14 protein-coding genes are annotated in these 17,531 nt (G+C 70.3%); 7 read left to right on the plus strand and 7 right to left on the minus strand.

Annotation, left to right across the window (positions count from 1 at the left end; genetic code table 11):
- Nucleotides 1-78: 78 nt before the first annotated feature.
- From MIAR_RS14865 to MIAR_RS14880, 4 genes are all read right to left on the minus strand, one after another.
- On the minus strand, nt 79-1,557 hold the full coding sequence (locus MIAR_RS14865) for an aldehyde dehydrogenase family protein (protein WP_285637581.1): 1,479 nt from the start codon (nt 1,555-1,557) through the stop codon (nt 79-81).
- Nucleotides 1,554-3,422 carry an FAD-dependent oxidoreductase gene (locus tag MIAR_RS14870; protein WP_285637583.1) on the minus strand — a complete coding sequence of 623 codons (1,869 nt, stop codon included), beginning with the start codon at nt 3,420-3,422 and terminating at the stop codon, nt 1,554-1,556. The genes MIAR_RS14865 and MIAR_RS14870 overlap by 4 nt, the downstream gene beginning before the upstream one ends.
- Nucleotides 3,423-3,479: 57 nt before the next feature.
- Nucleotides 3,480-5,165, minus strand: a complete 1,686-nt coding sequence (locus MIAR_RS14875; RefSeq protein WP_285637584.1) for a thiamine pyrophosphate-binding protein — start codon at nt 5,163-5,165, stop codon at nt 3,480-3,482.
- Between the two features lie 213 nt (nt 5,166-5,378).
- Complete coding sequence (locus tag MIAR_RS14880) at nt 5,379-7,901, minus strand: ATP-dependent Clp protease ATP-binding subunit (protein WP_285637586.1); 2,523 nt, start codon at nt 7,899-7,901, stop codon at nt 5,379-5,381.
- Between the two features lie 326 nt (nt 7,902-8,227).
- Between MIAR_RS14880 and MIAR_RS14885 the strand changes: the two genes are divergently transcribed.
- The 4 genes from MIAR_RS14885 to MIAR_RS14900 are packed head-to-tail and all read left to right on the plus strand — an operon-like array spanning nt 8,228 to nt 10,441.
- Nucleotides 8,228-8,842, plus strand: coding sequence for a hypothetical protein (locus MIAR_RS14885; RefSeq protein WP_285637588.1), 615 nt, complete (start codon nt 8,228-8,230; stop codon nt 8,840-8,842).
- Nucleotides 8,842-9,438, plus strand: coding sequence for a DUF2975 domain-containing protein (locus MIAR_RS14890; RefSeq protein ID WP_285637590.1), 597 nt, complete (start codon nt 8,842-8,844; stop codon nt 9,436-9,438). The genes MIAR_RS14885 and MIAR_RS14890 overlap by 1 nt, the downstream gene beginning before the upstream one ends.
- Nucleotides 9,438-10,205 carry a DUF2975 domain-containing protein gene (locus tag MIAR_RS14895; protein ID WP_285637591.1) on the plus strand — a complete coding sequence of 256 codons (768 nt, stop codon included), beginning with the start codon at nt 9,438-9,440 and terminating at the stop codon, nt 10,203-10,205. The genes MIAR_RS14890 and MIAR_RS14895 overlap by 1 nt, the downstream gene beginning before the upstream one ends.
- Nucleotides 10,202-10,441: a helix-turn-helix domain-containing protein gene (locus MIAR_RS14900; protein ID WP_285637593.1), complete on the plus strand. Its 240-nt coding sequence runs from the start codon at nt 10,202-10,204 to the stop codon at nt 10,439-10,441. Before MIAR_RS14895 ends, MIAR_RS14900 begins: the two co-directional genes overlap by 4 nt.
- 6 nt (nt 10,442-10,447) lie before the next feature.
- On the opposite strand, the gene MIAR_RS14905 is transcribed toward MIAR_RS14900, so the two are convergent.
- The gene (locus tag MIAR_RS14905) at nt 10,448-11,653 is read right to left on the minus strand and encodes an exonuclease domain-containing protein (RefSeq protein WP_285637595.1); all 1,206 of its coding nucleotides are present in this window, start codon (nt 11,651-11,653) and stop codon (nt 10,448-10,450) included.
- Between the two features lie 178 nt (nt 11,654-11,831).
- On the opposite strand from MIAR_RS14905, the gene MIAR_RS14910 reads away from it, so the two are divergent.
- Together MIAR_RS14910 and MIAR_RS14915 are read left to right on the plus strand one after the other, a co-directional pair.
- Nucleotides 11,832-12,173 carry a hypothetical protein gene (locus MIAR_RS14910; RefSeq protein ID WP_285637596.1) on the plus strand — a complete coding sequence of 114 codons (342 nt, stop codon included), beginning with the start codon at nt 11,832-11,834 and terminating at the stop codon, nt 12,171-12,173.
- Nucleotides 12,174-12,373: 200 nt separating this feature from the next.
- Complete coding sequence (locus tag MIAR_RS14915) at nt 12,374-13,846, plus strand: dicarboxylate/amino acid:cation symporter (RefSeq protein WP_425561617.1); 1,473 nt, start codon at nt 12,374-12,376, stop codon at nt 13,844-13,846.
- A 61-nt stretch (nt 13,847-13,907) separates the two neighbouring features.
- On the opposite strand, the gene MIAR_RS14920 is transcribed toward MIAR_RS14915, so the two are convergent.
- Both MIAR_RS14920 and MIAR_RS14925 read right to left on the minus strand, forming a co-directional pair.
- On the minus strand, nt 13,908-15,620 hold the full coding sequence (locus MIAR_RS14920) for a cation:proton antiporter (protein ID WP_285637600.1): 1,713 nt from the start codon (nt 15,618-15,620) through the stop codon (nt 13,908-13,910).
- 70 nt (nt 15,621-15,690) lie between these two features.
- On the minus strand, nt 15,691-16,323 hold the full coding sequence (locus tag MIAR_RS14925) for a phosphoribosyltransferase (protein WP_285637601.1): 633 nt from the start codon (nt 16,321-16,323) through the stop codon (nt 15,691-15,693).
- 148 nt (nt 16,324-16,471) lie between these two features.
- Between MIAR_RS14925 and MIAR_RS14930 the strand changes: the two genes are divergently transcribed.
- Nucleotides 16,472-17,527, plus strand: coding sequence for an LLM class flavin-dependent oxidoreductase (locus tag MIAR_RS14930; RefSeq protein ID WP_285638535.1), 1,056 nt, complete (start codon nt 16,472-16,474; stop codon nt 17,525-17,527).
- Nucleotides 17,528-17,531 lie beyond the last annotated feature (4 nt).

A 17,531-nucleotide genomic window follows, 5' to 3' on the forward strand; every position in this document is an offset into this window, starting at 1 on the left:
GCGCCGGTTCCGCATCGCGTAGCGAAGCACCCTGTGCAGCATGGACACCATGTCGCACGGGATGCGGGGGCGTGTTCGTCACGTCGTCGGGACCGTCACCCACTGCCAGTGCGTGAACTCGTCGAGGTTCCAGCGGTCCCCGTGCCTGCTGCCGTTGCCGGAGGCGCCCATTCCGCCCATCGGGATGTGCGGCGCGTCGTACACGGTCTGCCCGTTGATGGCGATCATCCCTACGCGCAGACGCTGGGCCAGTCCCAGCGCCCTCCCCACGTCGCGGGTGTGGATCGCGGCCGTCAGCCCGTAGTCCGTGCCGTCGGCCAGGCGCAGCGCCTCCTCATCGGAGGAGAAGCGCGTCACCGGCGCCACCGGGCCGAAGATCTCCGAGCGGAAGGCGGCGTTCTGCTCGTCCACGTCGTCCAGCACCGTCGGCTCGTAGAAGGGCCCGTCGTGCGCGCCTCCGGTCACGAGTCGCGCGCCGCCGGCGACCGCCTGATCGACGATCGTCTGCACCCTCTCGGCCTGCGTGGTGCTGATCAGCGGTCCGAGAGCGGCTCCGGGCTCCGACGGATCGGCGGGGGCCATCGCGGCGAGGGCGTCCGTGAGCCTCCGCACGTACTCGTCGGCGATGCTCTCGTGCACGAGGTGCCGGCCGGTGGCCATGCAGACCTGCCCCTGGTGCCGGAACGCGCCGCCGACGCCGCACCGCACGGCGAGGTCGAGATCGGCGTCCGGCAGCACGATGATCGCGTTGTTCCCTCCGAGTTCCAGGCTGACCCTCTTCAGCATCCGCCCGGCGATCTCCCCCACCCGGCGGCCGGCGGCGGATGAGCCCGTGAACGCGATGACGCCCGTGTGGGGCGAGCTCACCACGGCCTCGCCGGTCTCGGCATCCCCCGGGAGCACGTGCAGAAGCCCCTCCGGAAGGCCGGCGCGCTCGAAGATCTCGGCGATCAGCGCACCGCCCGAGAACGGCGTCTTGATGTCGGGTTTGACGAGCACGGCGTTGCCCAGCGCGATCGCCGGCGCCACCGAACGGATCGCAAGCGTCAGCGGTGCGTTCCAGGGCGCGATCACGCCGACGACGCCGACCGGGATGCGCCGGGCGAAGCCGAGCGTGCCCGGGTCCTCGACGGGAAGGACATCGCCCTGCGGCATCGTGGTCAGGCGCGCTGCCGCCTCCAGCTCCGCGATCGCCTTGGCGACCTCGTAGCGGGCCTTGAGCGGCAGCGATCCAGACTCGCGCACCAGCATCCGCTCCGCCTCCGGCTGCAGCTCGCGGAGCGCGGCCGCCGCACGGACGAGCACGCCGGTGCGCACCTGGTACGACGCCGTGGCCCAGTCGCGCTGGGCGGCGACGGCGATGCCGGCCGCCCGCTCGACGTCGTCCTCCCCCGCCACTCCGGTCTCGCCGACGCGGCCGCCGTCGCCCGGCGAGATGACGCCGGCGACCCCTCGCGAACCGGGCCGCCACCCGCCGCTGTAGATGCGCCCCTGCGCGCGACTCAGATCCCACAGCACGTCGCGCCGCCCGCCGGCCGCCGCAACGGCGCTCGTCATCGGACGAGCACCCCGGCCGCGGCGCGGATGCGCTCGAGGTACGGCGCTGCGAGGTCTTCGGCGGGGATGTCGCCGCCGCGCACGACCGTCTGCAGCGCGTCGCGGAACGCCGACTCCGGATCGTGCGGCAGGTGCGTCGCCCGCCAGGCGACCTTCCTGTCGGGTCGCACGAGCAGGGCGCCGCTCTCCGTGATCTGACGGACGGATGCCCAGGAGCCGTCCCCGTCGAACACGGGGACGACCGTGACCGGCATCGCACCGCCGGCGGCGCTGACCGCGGCCTTCCAGCGGGGCGCGGCGGTCGGGGAGGTGAGCAGCGTCAGTCCCTCCGCCCTCACGAGGTCGTGCACGGCCCGCCGGCCGCTCTCACCGGCGGACGGCGCGAGCCAGGCGTGCGGCAGATGATGGCCGGGACGCGAGGTGGAGTGGAAGGTGATCGGGTCGGACTGGTCACCGGGCAGCGGCGTCCCGTCGGGCACGAAGGCGCCGGCCCAGTAGTGGTACCCGCACTCGACGGCGAGCTGGCCATAGTCATAGGCGTTGTGCTGCACGGCCGCCTCCACCTCCTGGCGCATGCGCTCGCCCTCGGGGGTGTCCGAGACGTACCTCTCCAGGCTGCGGAAGCCCTCCGCCTCGTCCTCGCCGAAGCCGAGGGCGAGCGCGATCGGAGGGTGCCTGTTCGCGTTCTCGAGCGAGTGCGCCGTGTACCAGGCGACGGTCGGTCGGCGCTCGGCGTCATAGCTGTCGAGCAGCGAGTCGGGGGCCTGACCGTGCAGCACGGCGGCGATCTTCCAGCACAGGTTGTGCGCGTCCTGGATGCCGCCGTTGACGCCGAGCCCTCCTGTCGGCGGATGCTGATGTCCGGCGTCGCCTGCCAGGAACGCCCGACCCGAGCGGAAGCGCTCCGCGATCAGGCCGTTGTACGTCCAGTGGGTCGTGGAGATCATCTCGATGTCGTGGTCGTCCGGCAGGCCCAGCATCCGCCGGATCGAGTCGAAGAGCACGGTCTCGTCGTCGCGGTCGCCCTCCACCATCCAGGCGGCGACGGAGACCAGCCATTCCTCCGAGTGCCGGTCGTAGTGCTCGGGCCCGATGGCCTGGATCGTTCCGCGACGGCGCGCGCCGCCGGCGGGATGCATGAAGTGCGCAAGCAGCGCGTCCTCCTCCGCCCATTCCGACAGGTCCATCTTCACGTGGTAGTTGACGACCTCGCGCAGATCGGCGCGGCCCTCCTGCTCGATGCCGAGCAGGCGCCCGCTGTCCCGGCCGCCGTCGGCGGCGATCAGGTACTTCGCGCGGATGCGGTGCTGCTCGCCGGTCTCGACGCCCCGGACGGTCGCGGTGATCGAGTCCGCGTCCTGCTCGACGGCCACGACCTCCTGCAGCTTGCGGATGCGCCCCGGCGCGTCGGCGAGCGCGTGCCGGTGCAGCAGCGGATCCAGGCGGATCTGGGGCATGTTCGCATGCCGGCGGGGGCCGGCCGATGCGTAGCGCTCGGCATCGTCGCCGCCGCCCCAGGCCACCACCTCGCCGATCTTCATGCCGTCGAACGGGCCGTCGCCGAGCGCGGTGGTGTACCAGACCGCCTTGCGCCAGCGATCGTGCTGCGGTGTCGCCGCGTAGATGTCGTCGGCGACGCCCATGTCGCTGAACGCCTCCATGGTCCGCATGTTCAGCAGGTGCGCCCGCGGGAACCGGAACACGAAGTCCCGCCTGTCCACGAGCAGCACGTCGATGCCGCGCTGCGCGAGGAGCAGGGCGCACGAGAGTCCGACCGGGCCGCCGCCCATGATCAGGACGTCGGTCTGCTCGGGCCATTCGTCCTCGCCGAGGGGCGGGAGGGCTCGGGTGTCGTCGGCATGCATGCGCTGCTCCTTCTCTGTCGTCTGGACGTCTCTGTCGTCTCGGCATCGGTTCCGGGTTCACGCCCAGAGGTCGTCGTTCACGCGGACCTCGATCAGCCGCGGTCCGTCGGTCTCGTCGAGCGCCAGGTGCGCCCGCAGCTCCTCCCGCAGCGAGGAGGCACCGTCCACGACCACGGCGGGGATGCCGAAGGACGCGGCGAGCGCAGCGATGTCGACGCCGCTGATGTCGGTGAGCGGATAGTCGTCGTGCCGCCGGGCTGCACCGCCGCTCTGGCGGAGCCCGGAGACCACCGCCTGATAGCGGCCGTTGTTCACGACGACGAACGTCACCGGCAGGTGCGAGCGCGCCGCGGTCCACAGCGCGGGGACTCCGAACTGCACCACACCGTCTCCGACGACGGCGAGCGTGCGCTCCTCTCGGGCGAGGGCGACGCCGAGGGCGGCTCCCATCCCCCAACCGAGGGAGCCGCTGGCCGTCGCGAACAGCGTGTCGCGCCGGGTGCGGGTGAGGAACCGGAGAAGGGGCAGCGTGGAGGTCACGGCGTCCAGGACGAGCAGTGGCTCGCCGCCGACCGTGTCGGCCAGCACCCGCATCGCCGAGGCGGCGCTGAACGCCGCACCCTCCACGGTCACCGGCACCTCGTCCTCCCAGCGCCGGCGCTGCCCGGCGGCGTGATCGAGAACGGCGGCCAGCCAGGCGGCTCGTGCGGCGGATTCCGACGCGTCGGCTTCCCGACCGGATGCCGGTGCGTCGACGCACTCGGCGAGCAGCTCGAGCGAGAGCCGGGTGTCGCCGACGACGGCGCACGCGGTGCGATGCCTTCTGCCGGGTTCGGCGGCATCCTCGGCGACGTGGAGGATCGGCACCCCCGGCGGCACGCTGGGCCGCTCGGACGAGAACTCCAGCGGCGTGGGCATCCCCGCCAGCACCAGCAGATCGCAGTCGGCCAGGAGCGGGGCGGACGGCTCGAAGAGCCCCGCGAACGCGGGATGGTCCGTGCGGAACGACCACCTCTCCAGATCGCGCCGGGACTCCACCAGCACCGGGGCGCCGGAGCGCTCGGCCAGTCGCTCCAGGGCCGACTCGGCGCCACGCCTGGCGACGTCGGACCCTGCGACGATCACCGGATGCCGCGCGTGGCGCAGCAGCTCGGCGGCCTCGCGCACAGCATCCGGATCCGGGCTCTGGCGCGCGGACGAGCGCACGTGCACGTGCCCTGCCGCCGCGGCTTCGGACATCAGATGGTTCTGCGGCACGGTCAGCACAGCGGGCTGCTCGGGCACGACCCCGGTGCTCCACAGCATCCGCGACACGTCGTCGAGCAGATCCTCGGGGCGCAGGTTCTGCCAGACGTGCCCCGCGTACGGTGCCGCCGTCTCGAGCAGCCGGGGCGAGGTGGTCAGCGCCCGGTGCGGCAGCGTGGCGGTGCCCTTGATCCCGGCGAGCACCGCGACCCGGCTGCGCGCGACCTGCGCCGCGTACAGGTGCGCCAGGCCGTTGGCGACGCCGACGTTCGTGTGCAGGTAGGCGACGCCGATGTCTCCGGAGGCGCGGGCGTAGCCGTCCGCCATGCTCACGGCGATCGCCTCGTGCGTGGTCAGGATGAACTCCGGGGCGTGCGCCTCACCGCGCACTTCGACGATCGCGTCCAGCACGGGGATCTCGCTGGTGCCCGGGCAGCAGAACACGTGACGCACCTGCCACTCGGCCAGTGCTCCGATGAGTGCGGATGCCGCGGACATGTCACCCTCCCTCCCGGGCGACAGCGCCCCGGGACGATCACTCGAACGCTACGGGAGCCGTCACGCGGCCGCATCGACATGGCGGAGGAAGAGCGGGTGCCGGTTTGCGACGCCGCGTCGGCGCGGGCTGCGGAGCCTGCGGTCCGCTGCGCCCCGAGACGACGAAGGGCCCGGATGCCGAAGCATCCGGGCCCTCGTGTCCGTGCGAACCGGTCAGCCTGCGGCCAGATCCGGGGTGGACGGGATCGTCGGGGTGGTGTTGACACCGACCGAGACCTTCTCGCCGCGCGGGGCCGCGTCGAACGTGAACGTGCCGTCGGCGACGTCGACCTTCACATGGTCGCCGCTGTTCAGCTCGCCGTGCAGGATCTTCTCGGAGAGTTGGTCCTCGACCTCGCGCTGCATGGCGCGGCGCAGCGGCCGGGCGCCGAGCGCCGGGTCGAAGCCGATCTCGATGAGCTTGTCCTTCGCGGCGTCCGACAGCTCCACCGTCATGTCGCGGTCGAGCAGGCGGTCGGCCAGCTGCTTGACGAACAGGCCCACGATCTGACGGAGCTCGTCCTTGTTCAGCTGCGGGAAGACGATGATGTCGTCGAGACGGTTCAGGAACTCGGGCTTGAAGTGACGCTTGAGCTCCTCGTCGACCTTGCCCTTCATCCGCTCGTAGGTGGTCTGCGAGTTGCCCTCCACCTGGAAGCCGACCGGGCCACCGGCGATCGCCGACGAGCCGAGGTTGGTCGTCATGATGATCACGGTGTTCTTGAAGTCGACCACGCGACCCTGACCGTCGGTCAGGCGACCCTCTTCGAGGATCTGCAGCAGCGAGTTGAAGATGTCCGGGTGGGCCTTCTCGATCTCGTCGAACAGCACGACGGAGAAGGGCTTGCGGCGCACCTTCTCGGTGAGCTGGCCGCCCTCTTCGAATCCGACGAATCCGGGAGGGGCACCGAACAGACGCGAGACGGTGTGCTTCTCACCGAACTCCGACATGTCGAGGGAGATCAGAGCTGCCTCGTCGTCGAACAGGAACTCGGCGAGCGCCTTGGCGAGCTCGGTCTTTCCGACGCCGGTGGGGCCGGCGAAGATGAACGAGCCGGAGGGACGCTTCGGGTCCTTCAGACCGGCGCGCTGGCGGCGGATCGTGCGGGAGAGGGCGGCGATCGCCTCCTCCTGACCGATGACGCGCTGGTGCAGCGCCTTCTCCATGAACACGAGGCGGCTGGACTCCTCCTCGGTGAGCTTGAAGACCGGGATGCCGGTGGCCTGGGCGAGCACCTCGGCGATCAGACCCTCGTCCACGACCGCGGGGGTCGAGACGTCGCCGCTCTTCCACTGCTTCTCCAGGCGCAGCCGCTCGCCGAGCAGCTCCTTCTCCTGGTCGCGCAGAGCCGCGGCCTTCTCGAAGTCCTGCTCCTCGGAGGCGGCCTCCTTGTCCTCACGGACCTTGGCGATCTTCTCGTCGAACTCGCGCAGCTCCGGCGGAGAGGACAGGATGCTCAGGCGCAGGCGGGCGCCGGCCTCGTCGATCAGGTCGATCGCCTTGTCCGGGAGGAACCGGTCGCTGACGTACCGGTCGGCGAGGTTCGCCGCGGCGACGAGCGCGCCATCGGTGATCTGCACCTTGTGGTGCGCCTCGTAGCGGTCGCGCAGGCCCTTCAGGATGTTGATCGCGTGCGGCAGCGTGGGCTCGTTGACCTGCACCGGCTGGAAGCGGCGCTCGAGCGCGGCATCCTTCTCGAAGTACTTGCGGTACTCGTCGAGCGTGGTCGCGCCGATGGTCTGCAGCTCGCCGCGGGCGAGCAGCGGCTTCAGGATGCTGGCGGCGTCGATGGCGCCCTCGGCGGCACCCGCACCCACCAGTGTGTGGATCTCGTCGATGAAGACGATGATGTCGCCGCGGGTGCGGATCTCCTTGGTGACCTTCTTCAGGCGCTCCTCGAAGTCACCGCGATAGCGGGAACCGGCGATGAGCGAGCCGAGGTCGAGCGAGTAGAGCTGCTTGTCCTTGAGTGTCTCGGGCACGTCGCCCTTGACGATCGCCTGGGCCAGGCCCTCGACGACGGCGGTCTTGCCGACGCCGGGCTCGCCGATCAGGACGGGGTTGTTCTTGGAGCGGCGCGAGAGGATCTGCATGACCCGCTCCGCCTCCTTCTCGCGCCCGATCACCGGGTCGAGCTTGCCCTCGCGGGCGGCCTGCGTGAGGTTGCGACCGAACTGGTCGAGCACCTGCGAACCGCCCTGTGCGGATGCCGGGCCCTCATTCGTCTGCGCACCGACCGTGGCCGCCTCGCGCCCGCCGGGGGCGCCGGAGAGCAGCTGGATGACCTGCTGGCGCACCTTGTTCAGGTCGGCGCCGAGCTTGACGAGCACCTGGGCTGCGACGCCCTCGCCCTCGCGGATGAGGCCAAGCAGGATGTGCTCGGTGCCGATGTAGTTGTGGCCGAGCTGCAGCGCCTCGCGCAGGGACAGCTCGAGCACCTTCTTGGCACGCGGGGTGAACGGGATGTGGCCGGTCGGCTGCTGCTGACCCTGGCCGATGATGTCCTGAACCTGCTCGCGCACCGCGTCGAGGGAGATGCCCAGGCTCTCGAGCGCCTTCGCAGCGACGCCCTCACCCTCGTGGATGAGGCCGAGCAGGATGTGCTCGGTGCCGATGTAGTTGTGGTTGAGCATCTTCGCCTCTTCCTGGGCGAGGACGACCACACGACGGGCTCGGTCCGTGAATCTCTCGAACATGCTGTGACTCCTTGGCTCTACGCCTGGCACACAGCTTCAGCTGCGGCCTTGTATCGAGGGTAACGACCGGCGCGGGGTCGGACGGCCGTGTTCGCCGTCGGCATACCTTCTGTTGCGAGTGACTTCCCGTTGCCGGTGGGCGGGCTCCGCGAAGCGTCCTTCGTTCGCAGAACGGGGGACCCCTCCCGCTCCGCGGGCCCCTCCCCGATGCTCACTCCGGAAGCTTCGCTCCGCCCTCACGCTCAGGAGACCTTGACGCCTTTATCGACTGTCGTTATGTTAACGAAAAGCGATAACAACGATTGTCGATACGGAGGGTTGAGGGGATGAACAGCAGGAGCAGGGGGATGCCGCTGGCCGAGTCCGTCACGCTCGGACTGGTGGCGACGGGAGCGGTGAGCATCGCGATCGCGGCGCTGACGGGAGCGGTGGGCAGGGCGATCGAGATCTTCTCCTCGCCGGTCGCGGTGGACATGCCGGTGCACGATGCCGCGATGCCGGCGCTCGCGGGCGCCGCGGGGGTGGCCTCCGCCGAGTTCACGGAGTCGACGGTGTCGTTCGAGACGCTGGACGCGAGTGTCCGCTGGCTCCTGCTGGGCGAGACGGTGCTGCCGGCGCTGGCCACCGTCATGGTCTGCATGACGCTGTGGTGGCTCGGCTTCTCGCTGATCCGTCAGCGGGCGTTCCGCAGGTCGATGGTGCCCGTGCTGGCCACGGCGTCGCTGGGCCTGATCGTCGCGGGGATGATCGCGCCGCTGCTCGGCGGCATCGCGCGGGCCGAGGCCGTGAAGGCGCTGCCGGAGACGGCATCCGACCTGTTCTGGACGTTCCTCGTGCGACTCGACGCGAGCCCAATCGGCTGGGGCATCGCTCTCGCGCTGATCACCGCCGCGTTCGAGGTCGGCCGGCGCATGCAGCGGGACACGGAGGGTCTGGTCTGATGGGCGAGCCGTCGACCCCCACTCCCGCAGGCGCGAGCCTCGTCTGGACGAGCATCCTGGCGGCAGCCACATTCGCGGGCATCATCGTTGTCGCGGTGATCCGCTTCACCGGGGCGTTCACGAGTGCGGGGCTGTCCCTGGAGGTGCCGATCCCGGAGAGCTTCGGCGCGCAGCACGCGCCGTCCGGGGCGTCGATGCAGGTGACGCAGGCGATCGTCACCGTGACCGGAGCGGATGCCGGGCTCGTCACGCTCGTGTGCAGCACGATCCTGCTGGCGGCGATCGCGGGCGTCGCGGGGGTGGTCTGCTATCTGCTGCTGACCGTCGAGGTCTCTCGGTCGCGGACGTTCTCGCGCAGGTCGATCCGGATGCTGAGCGCGATCTCGGCGATCATCCTCATCTCGACGACCGGATGCTACCTGCTGGACAGCGCGATCGCCCGTGCCGTGCGCACCGCGGCGGGCCTCGGCGAGGTCGGCGCGATCACGTCGCTGAGCTACTGGATGAGCTTCGCGATCGTCGGCACCCTCGGGCTGATCGCCTATGCGTTCCGGAAGGGTGCGGCGCTGCAGCGGGAGACGGAAGGATTGGTCTGATGCAACTCACATCGGATGATCTGCTCGGCGGTCTGGGATGGATCGCGCTGTGGCTCGCGATCGTCGGGGTGATCGTGGCCTTCTCGATCTGGCGCGCGCGCCGGCACGGCAGCACCACGCTCGCGCTGGATGCGACGCGCAACGCGTCTCTCGCCTACCTGGCCCTCTGCGCCGCGGGGATCGTGATGGGCGCAGCTCGATACCTGAGCTCGGGATCATTGGCTCTCGACGATGCGATGCAGCGGTGGGTGACGCAGCAGCAGGATTCCCTGCGAACCCCGCACTGCAGCACCGATGGCGTCTTCCCGGACGATTCCGCATCTCACCCGGGTACTGATCTGATGACGTTCTGCCAGGGCTGGATCGACAACGTGCCGTTCGGCCCGCGCCTGGTCATCTATCTCGGCACGCTGCTGAGCATCCTCGCCTCGGCCGCGATCGCCTGGGCGATCTACACGGCGACGCGGCGGGCGGGTCAGCGAGACCCGTTCCACCCGTCCGTGTCCCGCACGTTCGGCGTCGCGTCGATCACGGTGATGGTCTGCGGAGCACTGGGCACGGTCGCGACATCGGTCGGCATGACGCTGGCGGCTCGATCGCTGGACTGGGGTCCGGATGCTTACACCATCCCGTTCGAGCTCAGCGTCCCGCTCTGGCCGTTCGCCGTCGCCGTCGGGCTGTTCGCTCTGTCGGCGATCTTCCGCTACGGCGCGCAGCTGCAGCGCGAGAAGGAGCTTCTGCAGCGGGAGACGGACGGTCTCGTATGACTCCCGCCGACACGGACGACGAGTTCACCGGCATCCACTGCCGGCTCGACGAGCTGCTCGCCGAGCGCGGCATGACGCTGACCGAGCTGAGCGCGCGGGTCGGCGTGAGCATCGTGAACCTGTCCGTGCTGAAGAACGACCGCGCGCGGGCGATCCGCTACTCCACGCTGCGCGCGATCTGCGACGCACTGGAATGCGAGGTGGGCGAGCTGCTGGTGCTCGCGGAGCGGGGGTGAGCGGCGTCAGGCGCGCTGTTTCAGATACGCCTCGAACACCACCTCGAACTCGGCTTCGGTGACGATCGGGATGCCGTGTGCACGAGCGGTCTTCGCCTTGCCCGTCTGGCTCGCAGCATCCGCCGCGACCAGCACCACGCAGCTCTTCGTCACGCTGCCGGTCACAAGACCGGCATCCGTGACGAGCCGTGCCCAGTCCTCGGCGGGGCGGCTCAGCGCGCCGTCGAAGACGACGCGCGCTCCGGGCGCGAGAGTGAACGCGCGCTCGTCACCAGCAGGCTCATCGACGTCGGGGATCTCGGGCACCGGCAGGTCGAGGATCGTCGCGATCTGGACGAGCTCGCGGCGCTCGTCGGCGGTGACGATCCCGTCGGCGAGCACCTCGACGTAGGCGGCCGCGAGGTACGAGGCGTGCAGGGTGACGAGGCGCTGAGGGCTGAGCTGCGTCAGCTCCGCGATCGCGTCGAGGCGCGAGTACTCGCCGGTCGAGATCAGTCCGTCCTCCAGCACGCGGATCAGCATGTCGAGATAGACGGCGGATGCCGCATCCAGCGTGCCCTGCGGGATGCTGACGCGCTCCCACAGCGGGCGCTCGGCCGTGTCGACGAACCCGTCGGCCGTCGTGGAGTCACGGGCCGTCCCTGTCACGGTCGTCGACCCGTCGGCGGACAGCGGGAACGTCGCGTTCGCGGCATCCGTCCGCCAGTCGTCGGAGCCGCCCTCGCGCGCGATCAGCGCCGCGAGGATCGCGGCCTTCGCGCGGGCGTCGCCGAGCGCGGGCCGCGCCGGGTCGTAGTCGATGTCGAGCACGGCGCACACGTCACCGAGTCGCGAGACTCCGAACGCCCTGTGCGCCCACAGCATGGTGTCGAGCGCATCGAACGTCGCAGGGAGCACGAAGCCGTCGGACGCCAGCTCGGACTTGAGGAACCGCAGGTCGAACTCCTGGTTGTGCGCGACGAGCGTGCGCCCGCTGAGCAGGCCGACCAGGTGCGAGGCGACCTCGCCGATCAGCGGTGCGCCGGCGAGGTCCTCGGATCGGATGCCGCGGACCTGGGCGCGACCGGCGTCGCGCTGCGGGTTCACGAGCGTCGTCCACTCGCGCTCCGGGCGTCCGTCGTCGTCGACGAGCACGACAGCGAGCTCGATGATGCGGTCCCCGCGAGCCGGCGAGAAGCCTGTGGTCTCAAGATCGATGACGGCGTAGGCCATTGGATGTTCCCCCTGTCTCCGGTTCCCGAGCGGGCGTGGACGTGCCGACGCGGCGCTCGGGAGGCCTCTTCGATATTGGCAGACGGAGAGGAAGGATGGTGGGGGCTCTGCGCGCCGTCTTCTCATGGGCACCGCTCCCCATCTATCAATCCGCTGAGAACCCCGTACGGTTGTAAGTATGAACACCGACCGGAGCCCCCGCATCGCCACCCGCCTTCTGGCGGTCCTGCCCATCGCAGCCGTCGCCTTCTCGCTCGCCGCGTGCTCGGCGCCCGAGCGCCCCTCCGCCAAGGAGGTCGCCGCCGGGTACCACAAGATCGTCGAGGAGGCGGGCCAGACCGCCATGTACCCGGGCGACATGATCGAGTGCCTCGCCGACGCCATGGTCAAGTCCGAGATCTCCGACCAGGACCTGGCGAACATCGCCCAGGGCAAGGACCTGCAGACCAGTAAGGACTCGCAGAAGCTGCTGGTCAAGGTCGTCTCGGAGGCAGCGCCGGACTGCGCGCCGAAGCAGTGATCTGAAGTCTCAGGAGGGCGCACAGCGCACAGGGCCGGAACCGGGGGAATGGTTCCGGCCCTTTTCCGTGTCGGCCGCGGGACGCATTTCGTCTCGCTGCGCTCGCTCAATGACCGGGTCCCGTGTCATGTGACGTCACGCAGTGTCACAAGATCCCCGGAATTCCGCGGCGCGCCCTAACGTTGGGCAACATGGCGCGCATGGTGCGCGCATCGCCCCTCCCCGCTCGACCACATGGAGCCCCTGTGACCACCACCGCCCGCGCGCCGAAGGCGCCCGACACCCGAGGCCCGGTCCGCAAGCTGCTGACCTCCTTCGGGTTCCAGATCCTCGCAGCCCTCGTCCTCGGCATCGCCGCCGGCCTCATCGGCGTCTCCCTCGGCGCCAGCGACGAGAACCACACCATCCTCTCCGACACCCTCGACCGCATCGGCGGCTCGTACGTCACGCTGCTGAAGGCGGCCGTCGTCCCGCTGATCTTCACCGCGATCGTCGCGAGCATCTCCAACCTGCGCCGCGTGCAGAACGCTGCGCGCCTCGCCGGCCAGACGATCCTGTGGTTCGCGATCACGGCATTCATCGCGGTGTCGATCGGCATCGTGCTCGGCCTGGTCATCCAGCCCGGCAGCAAGGCAGGCGAGGGCCTGAAGACCGGCGAGCCGTACGCGGTCGGCACCTGGTGGAACTTCCTGCTCGGCCTGATCCCGCAGAACTTCCTCGGACTCAGCGTCTCGAGCTCCCTCGACCCGACTACGAACACCGTCACCTCGGGGGTCGGCTTCAACATCCTGCAGGTCATCGTGGTCGCCGCCGCCGTCGGCATCGCCGCGCTGAAGGCGGGCAAGAAGGCCGAGCCGTTCCTGGCGTTCACCGAGTCGCTGCTCAAGGTCATCCAGCGCGTGCTGTGGTGGATCATCCGCATCGCCCCGCTCGGCACCTTCGGCCTGATCGGCTCGGCCGTCATCAAGTACGGCTGGGACAAGCTCACCGCCCTGGCCTGGTTCGCGGGCGCGATCTACATCGGCCTGGCCATCGTGCTGTTCGTCGTCTACCCGATCCTCGTGAAGACGCACGGCCTGTCGATCAAGCAGTACTTCTCGGGCGTGTGGCCGGCGGTGCAGCTGGCGTTCGTCAGCCGCTCCTCCATCGGCACCCTGCCGCTCACCGAGCGCGTCACCGAGCGCAACCTCGGCGTCCCCTCCGGCTACGCCTCGTTCGCCGTGCCGCTCGGCGCAACCACCAAGATGGACGGCTGCGCCGCGATCTACCCGGCCATCGCCGCGATCTTCGTCGCTCAGTTCTTCGACGTGACCCTCAGCCCCATCCAGTACCTGCTGATCGTGATCGTCTCGGTCGTCGGCTCCGCCGCCACCGCGGGCACCACCGGCGCGATCGTCATGCTCACGCTGACGCTCTCGACCCTGGGCCTGCCGCTGGAGGGCGTCGGCCTGCTGCTCGCGATCGACCCGATCCTCGACATGGGCCGCACCGCGGTGAACGTCGCCGGTCAGGCGCTGGTCCCGACGATCGTCGCCAAGCGCGAGGGCATCCTCGATCTCGACCTGTACAACGCGCCGCGCAACGGTCTCCCCTTCGCCGAGGACATCGACGAGGCGGATGCCGCGGATGCTGCCGAGCCGGAGTCCGGCAAGGAGCCCGTCGCCGCGAAGTGACGACGAGCGGATGCCCGAGCGCCTCGCCCCTCAGGGGGCGGGGCGCTCTCGCATTCCGGCGTCAGGCGCGCGACTGCGGGCGGGTTGCGGCGCGGGTGTCGAGCGCCAGCTCCTCGGCATCCATCGCCGTGATCAGCTCGTGCATGACCTCTTCGCTGAGGTTCCCGGCATCCCGCTCGTCCAGCAGCAGACGGCGTCGCACCGCGAGCCATCCCTTCGCCATGGCCATGAACTGCTCCTGGGTGGGGCGCGGCCTCAGATCGATCTGCGTGGTCTCAGAATCCGACTCCACCCGGATCAGCCGCTTCGCGAACGCGTCGAAGGCCGCCAGCTGATCCTCGCCCTGCTCCTGCGCCCACTGCTTGCGCATGTCCCGCAGATACGCCTTGCCCGCCTCGCGACTGCGCTCGCGCACGGCCGCCATCTGCCGGGCGTCCTCCTGCTCCTCGCGGTCGTCGACCACCCGCAGCACACGGATCAGCCAGGGCAGCGTCAGCCCCTGCAGCAGCAGGGTGCCGACCGTCACCACGAACGCGACCACCACGAGGGCATGTGCGGCCTGCGCATCCATCTGGGCGATGTCGGCCGCGGCGAGCGCGGTCGCCAGCGTGACCACGCCGCGCATCCCTGCCCACGAGATCACCGCGTTGTCGCGCCAGGACAGCTTGGTCTCCGTCAGACGCTGCCGCAGCTGCTCCTCGGTGAGCGGATGCCTGCCCCGCCGCTCCACGGTGACCGGAACGGCCGCGCCGCCGTTCTTCATGCGCTCCCACTTGCGCAGGCGCATACGCGTCCACCACTGGCCCCACGCACTGGCGGGGAACACGAACAGGGGACGCACCAGCAGGACGACGAGAAGCACCGCGGCCGACAGCCCGATCACGGGCCAGACCTCGCCGTCGTTGAGGTCGGCGACCACTCGCGGCAGCTGCAGGCCGATGTAGGCGAACACGAACGACTCCAGCAGGAAGTCGGCGCTCAGCCACAGCGGCGCCTCCTGCTGCCTCGTCGTGTAACTGGTGCGCGGGGCGTTGAAGCCGACGTAGAGTCCCATCGCGACCACGGCGATCACGCCCGAGCCGCCGAGCTGCTCGGCGATCGCGTAGGCGCCGAACGGCGCGAGCAGTCCGACCGTGCCGTTGATGACCGCGTCATCGCTGCGCATCCGCAGCTGATGCATGAACAGCCCGAAGACCAGCCCGATCAGCACGCCGACGATCACCGCCAGCAGGAACTGCCAGATCGTCGACCAGAAGTTGAAGGCGGCACCCGTGACCACCGTCGCGGCGAACACGCGGTACAGCGTCAGCGAGGTGGCGTCATTGATCAGGCTCTCCCCCGACAGCACCGTCATCACCCGGCGCGGCAGACCCAGCTTGCGGCCGATGGCGGCGGCGGAGACGGCATCCGGCGGGGCGACGATCGCCCCCAGCAGCAGCGCCCCGGGAAGCGTCAGCTCCGGCAGCAGCCACCACGCGACCAGGCCGACCACGACGGTCGTCACGACCACCAGGCCGATCCCGAGCCTGCGGATCTGCGGCATGGCGCGGGTGAAGCTGATGAACGAGACGTCGAGCGCCGCCGAGTACAGCAGCGGTGGCAGCACGAGGTTCAGCAGCACGTGACCGTCGATCGAGGGGTTCGGCACGAACGGCAGGAATGCCGCTGCGAGCGCGACCACCGTGACCAGCAGCGGCGCCGGCCACCCCCGCCAGCGCGCGACCGCCGCCACCGCGACCGCACCGACGATGACGAAGAAGATGCTCGCGTCCATGGGGGCAAGGCTAACGCGGCCACTCCCGCTCATCCCGGCGCCGGACCGCGCTTCGCCGAGAGCGCCGCGCTCACCGTGCGGCGGCGAGCAGCCGGACCACCTCCTCATCCGGGGTCTGCCGGAAGTCCGTGTAGTACATGCCGACGGTCATGAAGTCACGCGGCGCGCAGAGGCAGACCACCTCGTCCGCATCGGTCAGCTGATCCAGAGCATCCGGCGCCGCCACCGGAACGGCGACCACCACGTGCGACGCACCGCGGGCGCGGGCGATCGCGCACGCCGTCCGCATGGTCGCCCCGGTCGCGATCCCGTCATCCACGATGATCGCGACACGGCCCTCGATCGACTCTGCGGGGCGGCCCTCGCGCAGCATCCGCGATCTGCGCTCCACCTCGGCGCGCTCGCGCTGCTCGGCCGCGGCGAGCGTCGCCTCGTCGGCGCCGGTGATGCTGATCACGCCGGCGTTGCGCACGACGGCGTCGTCCTCGCCGACCGCGCCCATCGCCACCTCCGGATGCCCGGGCGCCCCGACCTTGCGCACGATCAGGACGTCCAGCGGAGCGGCGAGCGCACGAGCCACCTCCGCGGCCACGGGCACGCCGCCGCGCGGCAGGCCGAGCACGACACAGTCCTCGTGGGCGCGATGCGTCAGCTCACGGGCGAGTTCCCGGCCCGCGTCGGCTCTGTCCTCGAAGTTCCACATGGCGTCACCTGATCCCGGATTACGCCGGGCGGATGCGATGCGTCAAGCCCCTGGCGCCGGGGCCACCGCCGTGCGCCACGCGACCGGCGGCCTTGGTTGCGACCGAAAGCGCGGAATGCCACAGCATCCGCTTCGGTTGCCCCTGATGATGACTTCTGCAGCGCTCTCCGTCCTCGATCTCGTTCCCGTCCGCTCCGGCGTCGACGGCTCCACCCAGACCAGCGCGCAGGCGGTGGCCGCATCGATGGCGCTCGCCCAGCGCGCCGATGAGCTCGGCTACCGGCGCTACTGGTTCGCGGAGCACCACAACATGCCGTCCGTGGCATCCACGGCTCCCCCGGTGCTGATCGCGGCCGCGGCGTCGCGCACGTCTCGGATCCGGGTCGGCTCGGGCGGCGTCATGCTGCCCAACCACGCCCCACTGGTCGTGGCCGAGCAGTTCGCCGCGCTCGAGGCCATCGCGCCCGGACGCATCGACCTCGGCATCGGGCGCGCCCCGGGCAGCGACCCCGTGATCACGCAGCTGCTGCGCCAGTCGGGCACCTCCGGCGACGTCGAGCGCTTCCCCTCGCACGTGCAGGACATCGCGCTGATGCTGCGTCACGAGGGCGCGACCGTGCGGTTCACCAGCGGCGGCGAGTACACCGTGCGCGCGACGCCGATGGCATCCGATGCGCCCGAGATCTGGCTCCTGGGTTCGAGCGACTACTCGGCCCAGCTCGCGGCATCCCTCGGCCTGCCCTACGTGTTCGCGAACCACTTCTCCGGTCAGGGACTGCAGCGTGCGCTCGACCTGTACCGGTCGGCGTTCCAGCCGTCTTCCGTGCTCGAGACACCCCGGACGTTCCTGACCGCGAACGTCGTCGCCGCGCCGTCCGCCGACGAGGCAGCGGCTCGCGCGCTGCCGCAGCTGCGCATGATGACGCGGCTGCGCCGCAACCAGCCGCTCACCCCGCTGGAGTCGGTCGAGCAGGCGCAGCGCGGTCTGGCCGAGGCGGATGCCGGCGAGCAGACGCTCGTCGACGGCATCCGCGCCAACTGGTTCATCGGCGAAGCCGGTGAGGTGCGCACCACGCTGGACGCCTTCGCCGCGCAGTACGGCGTGGACGAGATCATGATCTCGCCGGTGGCCGGATCTTTCGAGTCCGAACCGCTGGACGCGACCCCCGGTCGCGTGCAGACCCTGGAGCTGCTCGCGCGCTGAGCGC

Origin of the sequence: Microbacterium arabinogalactanolyticum (assembly GCF_030268005.1) — a bacterium.
GTDB lineage: Bacteria > Actinomycetota > Actinomycetes > Actinomycetales > Microbacteriaceae > Microbacterium > Microbacterium arabinogalactanolyticum.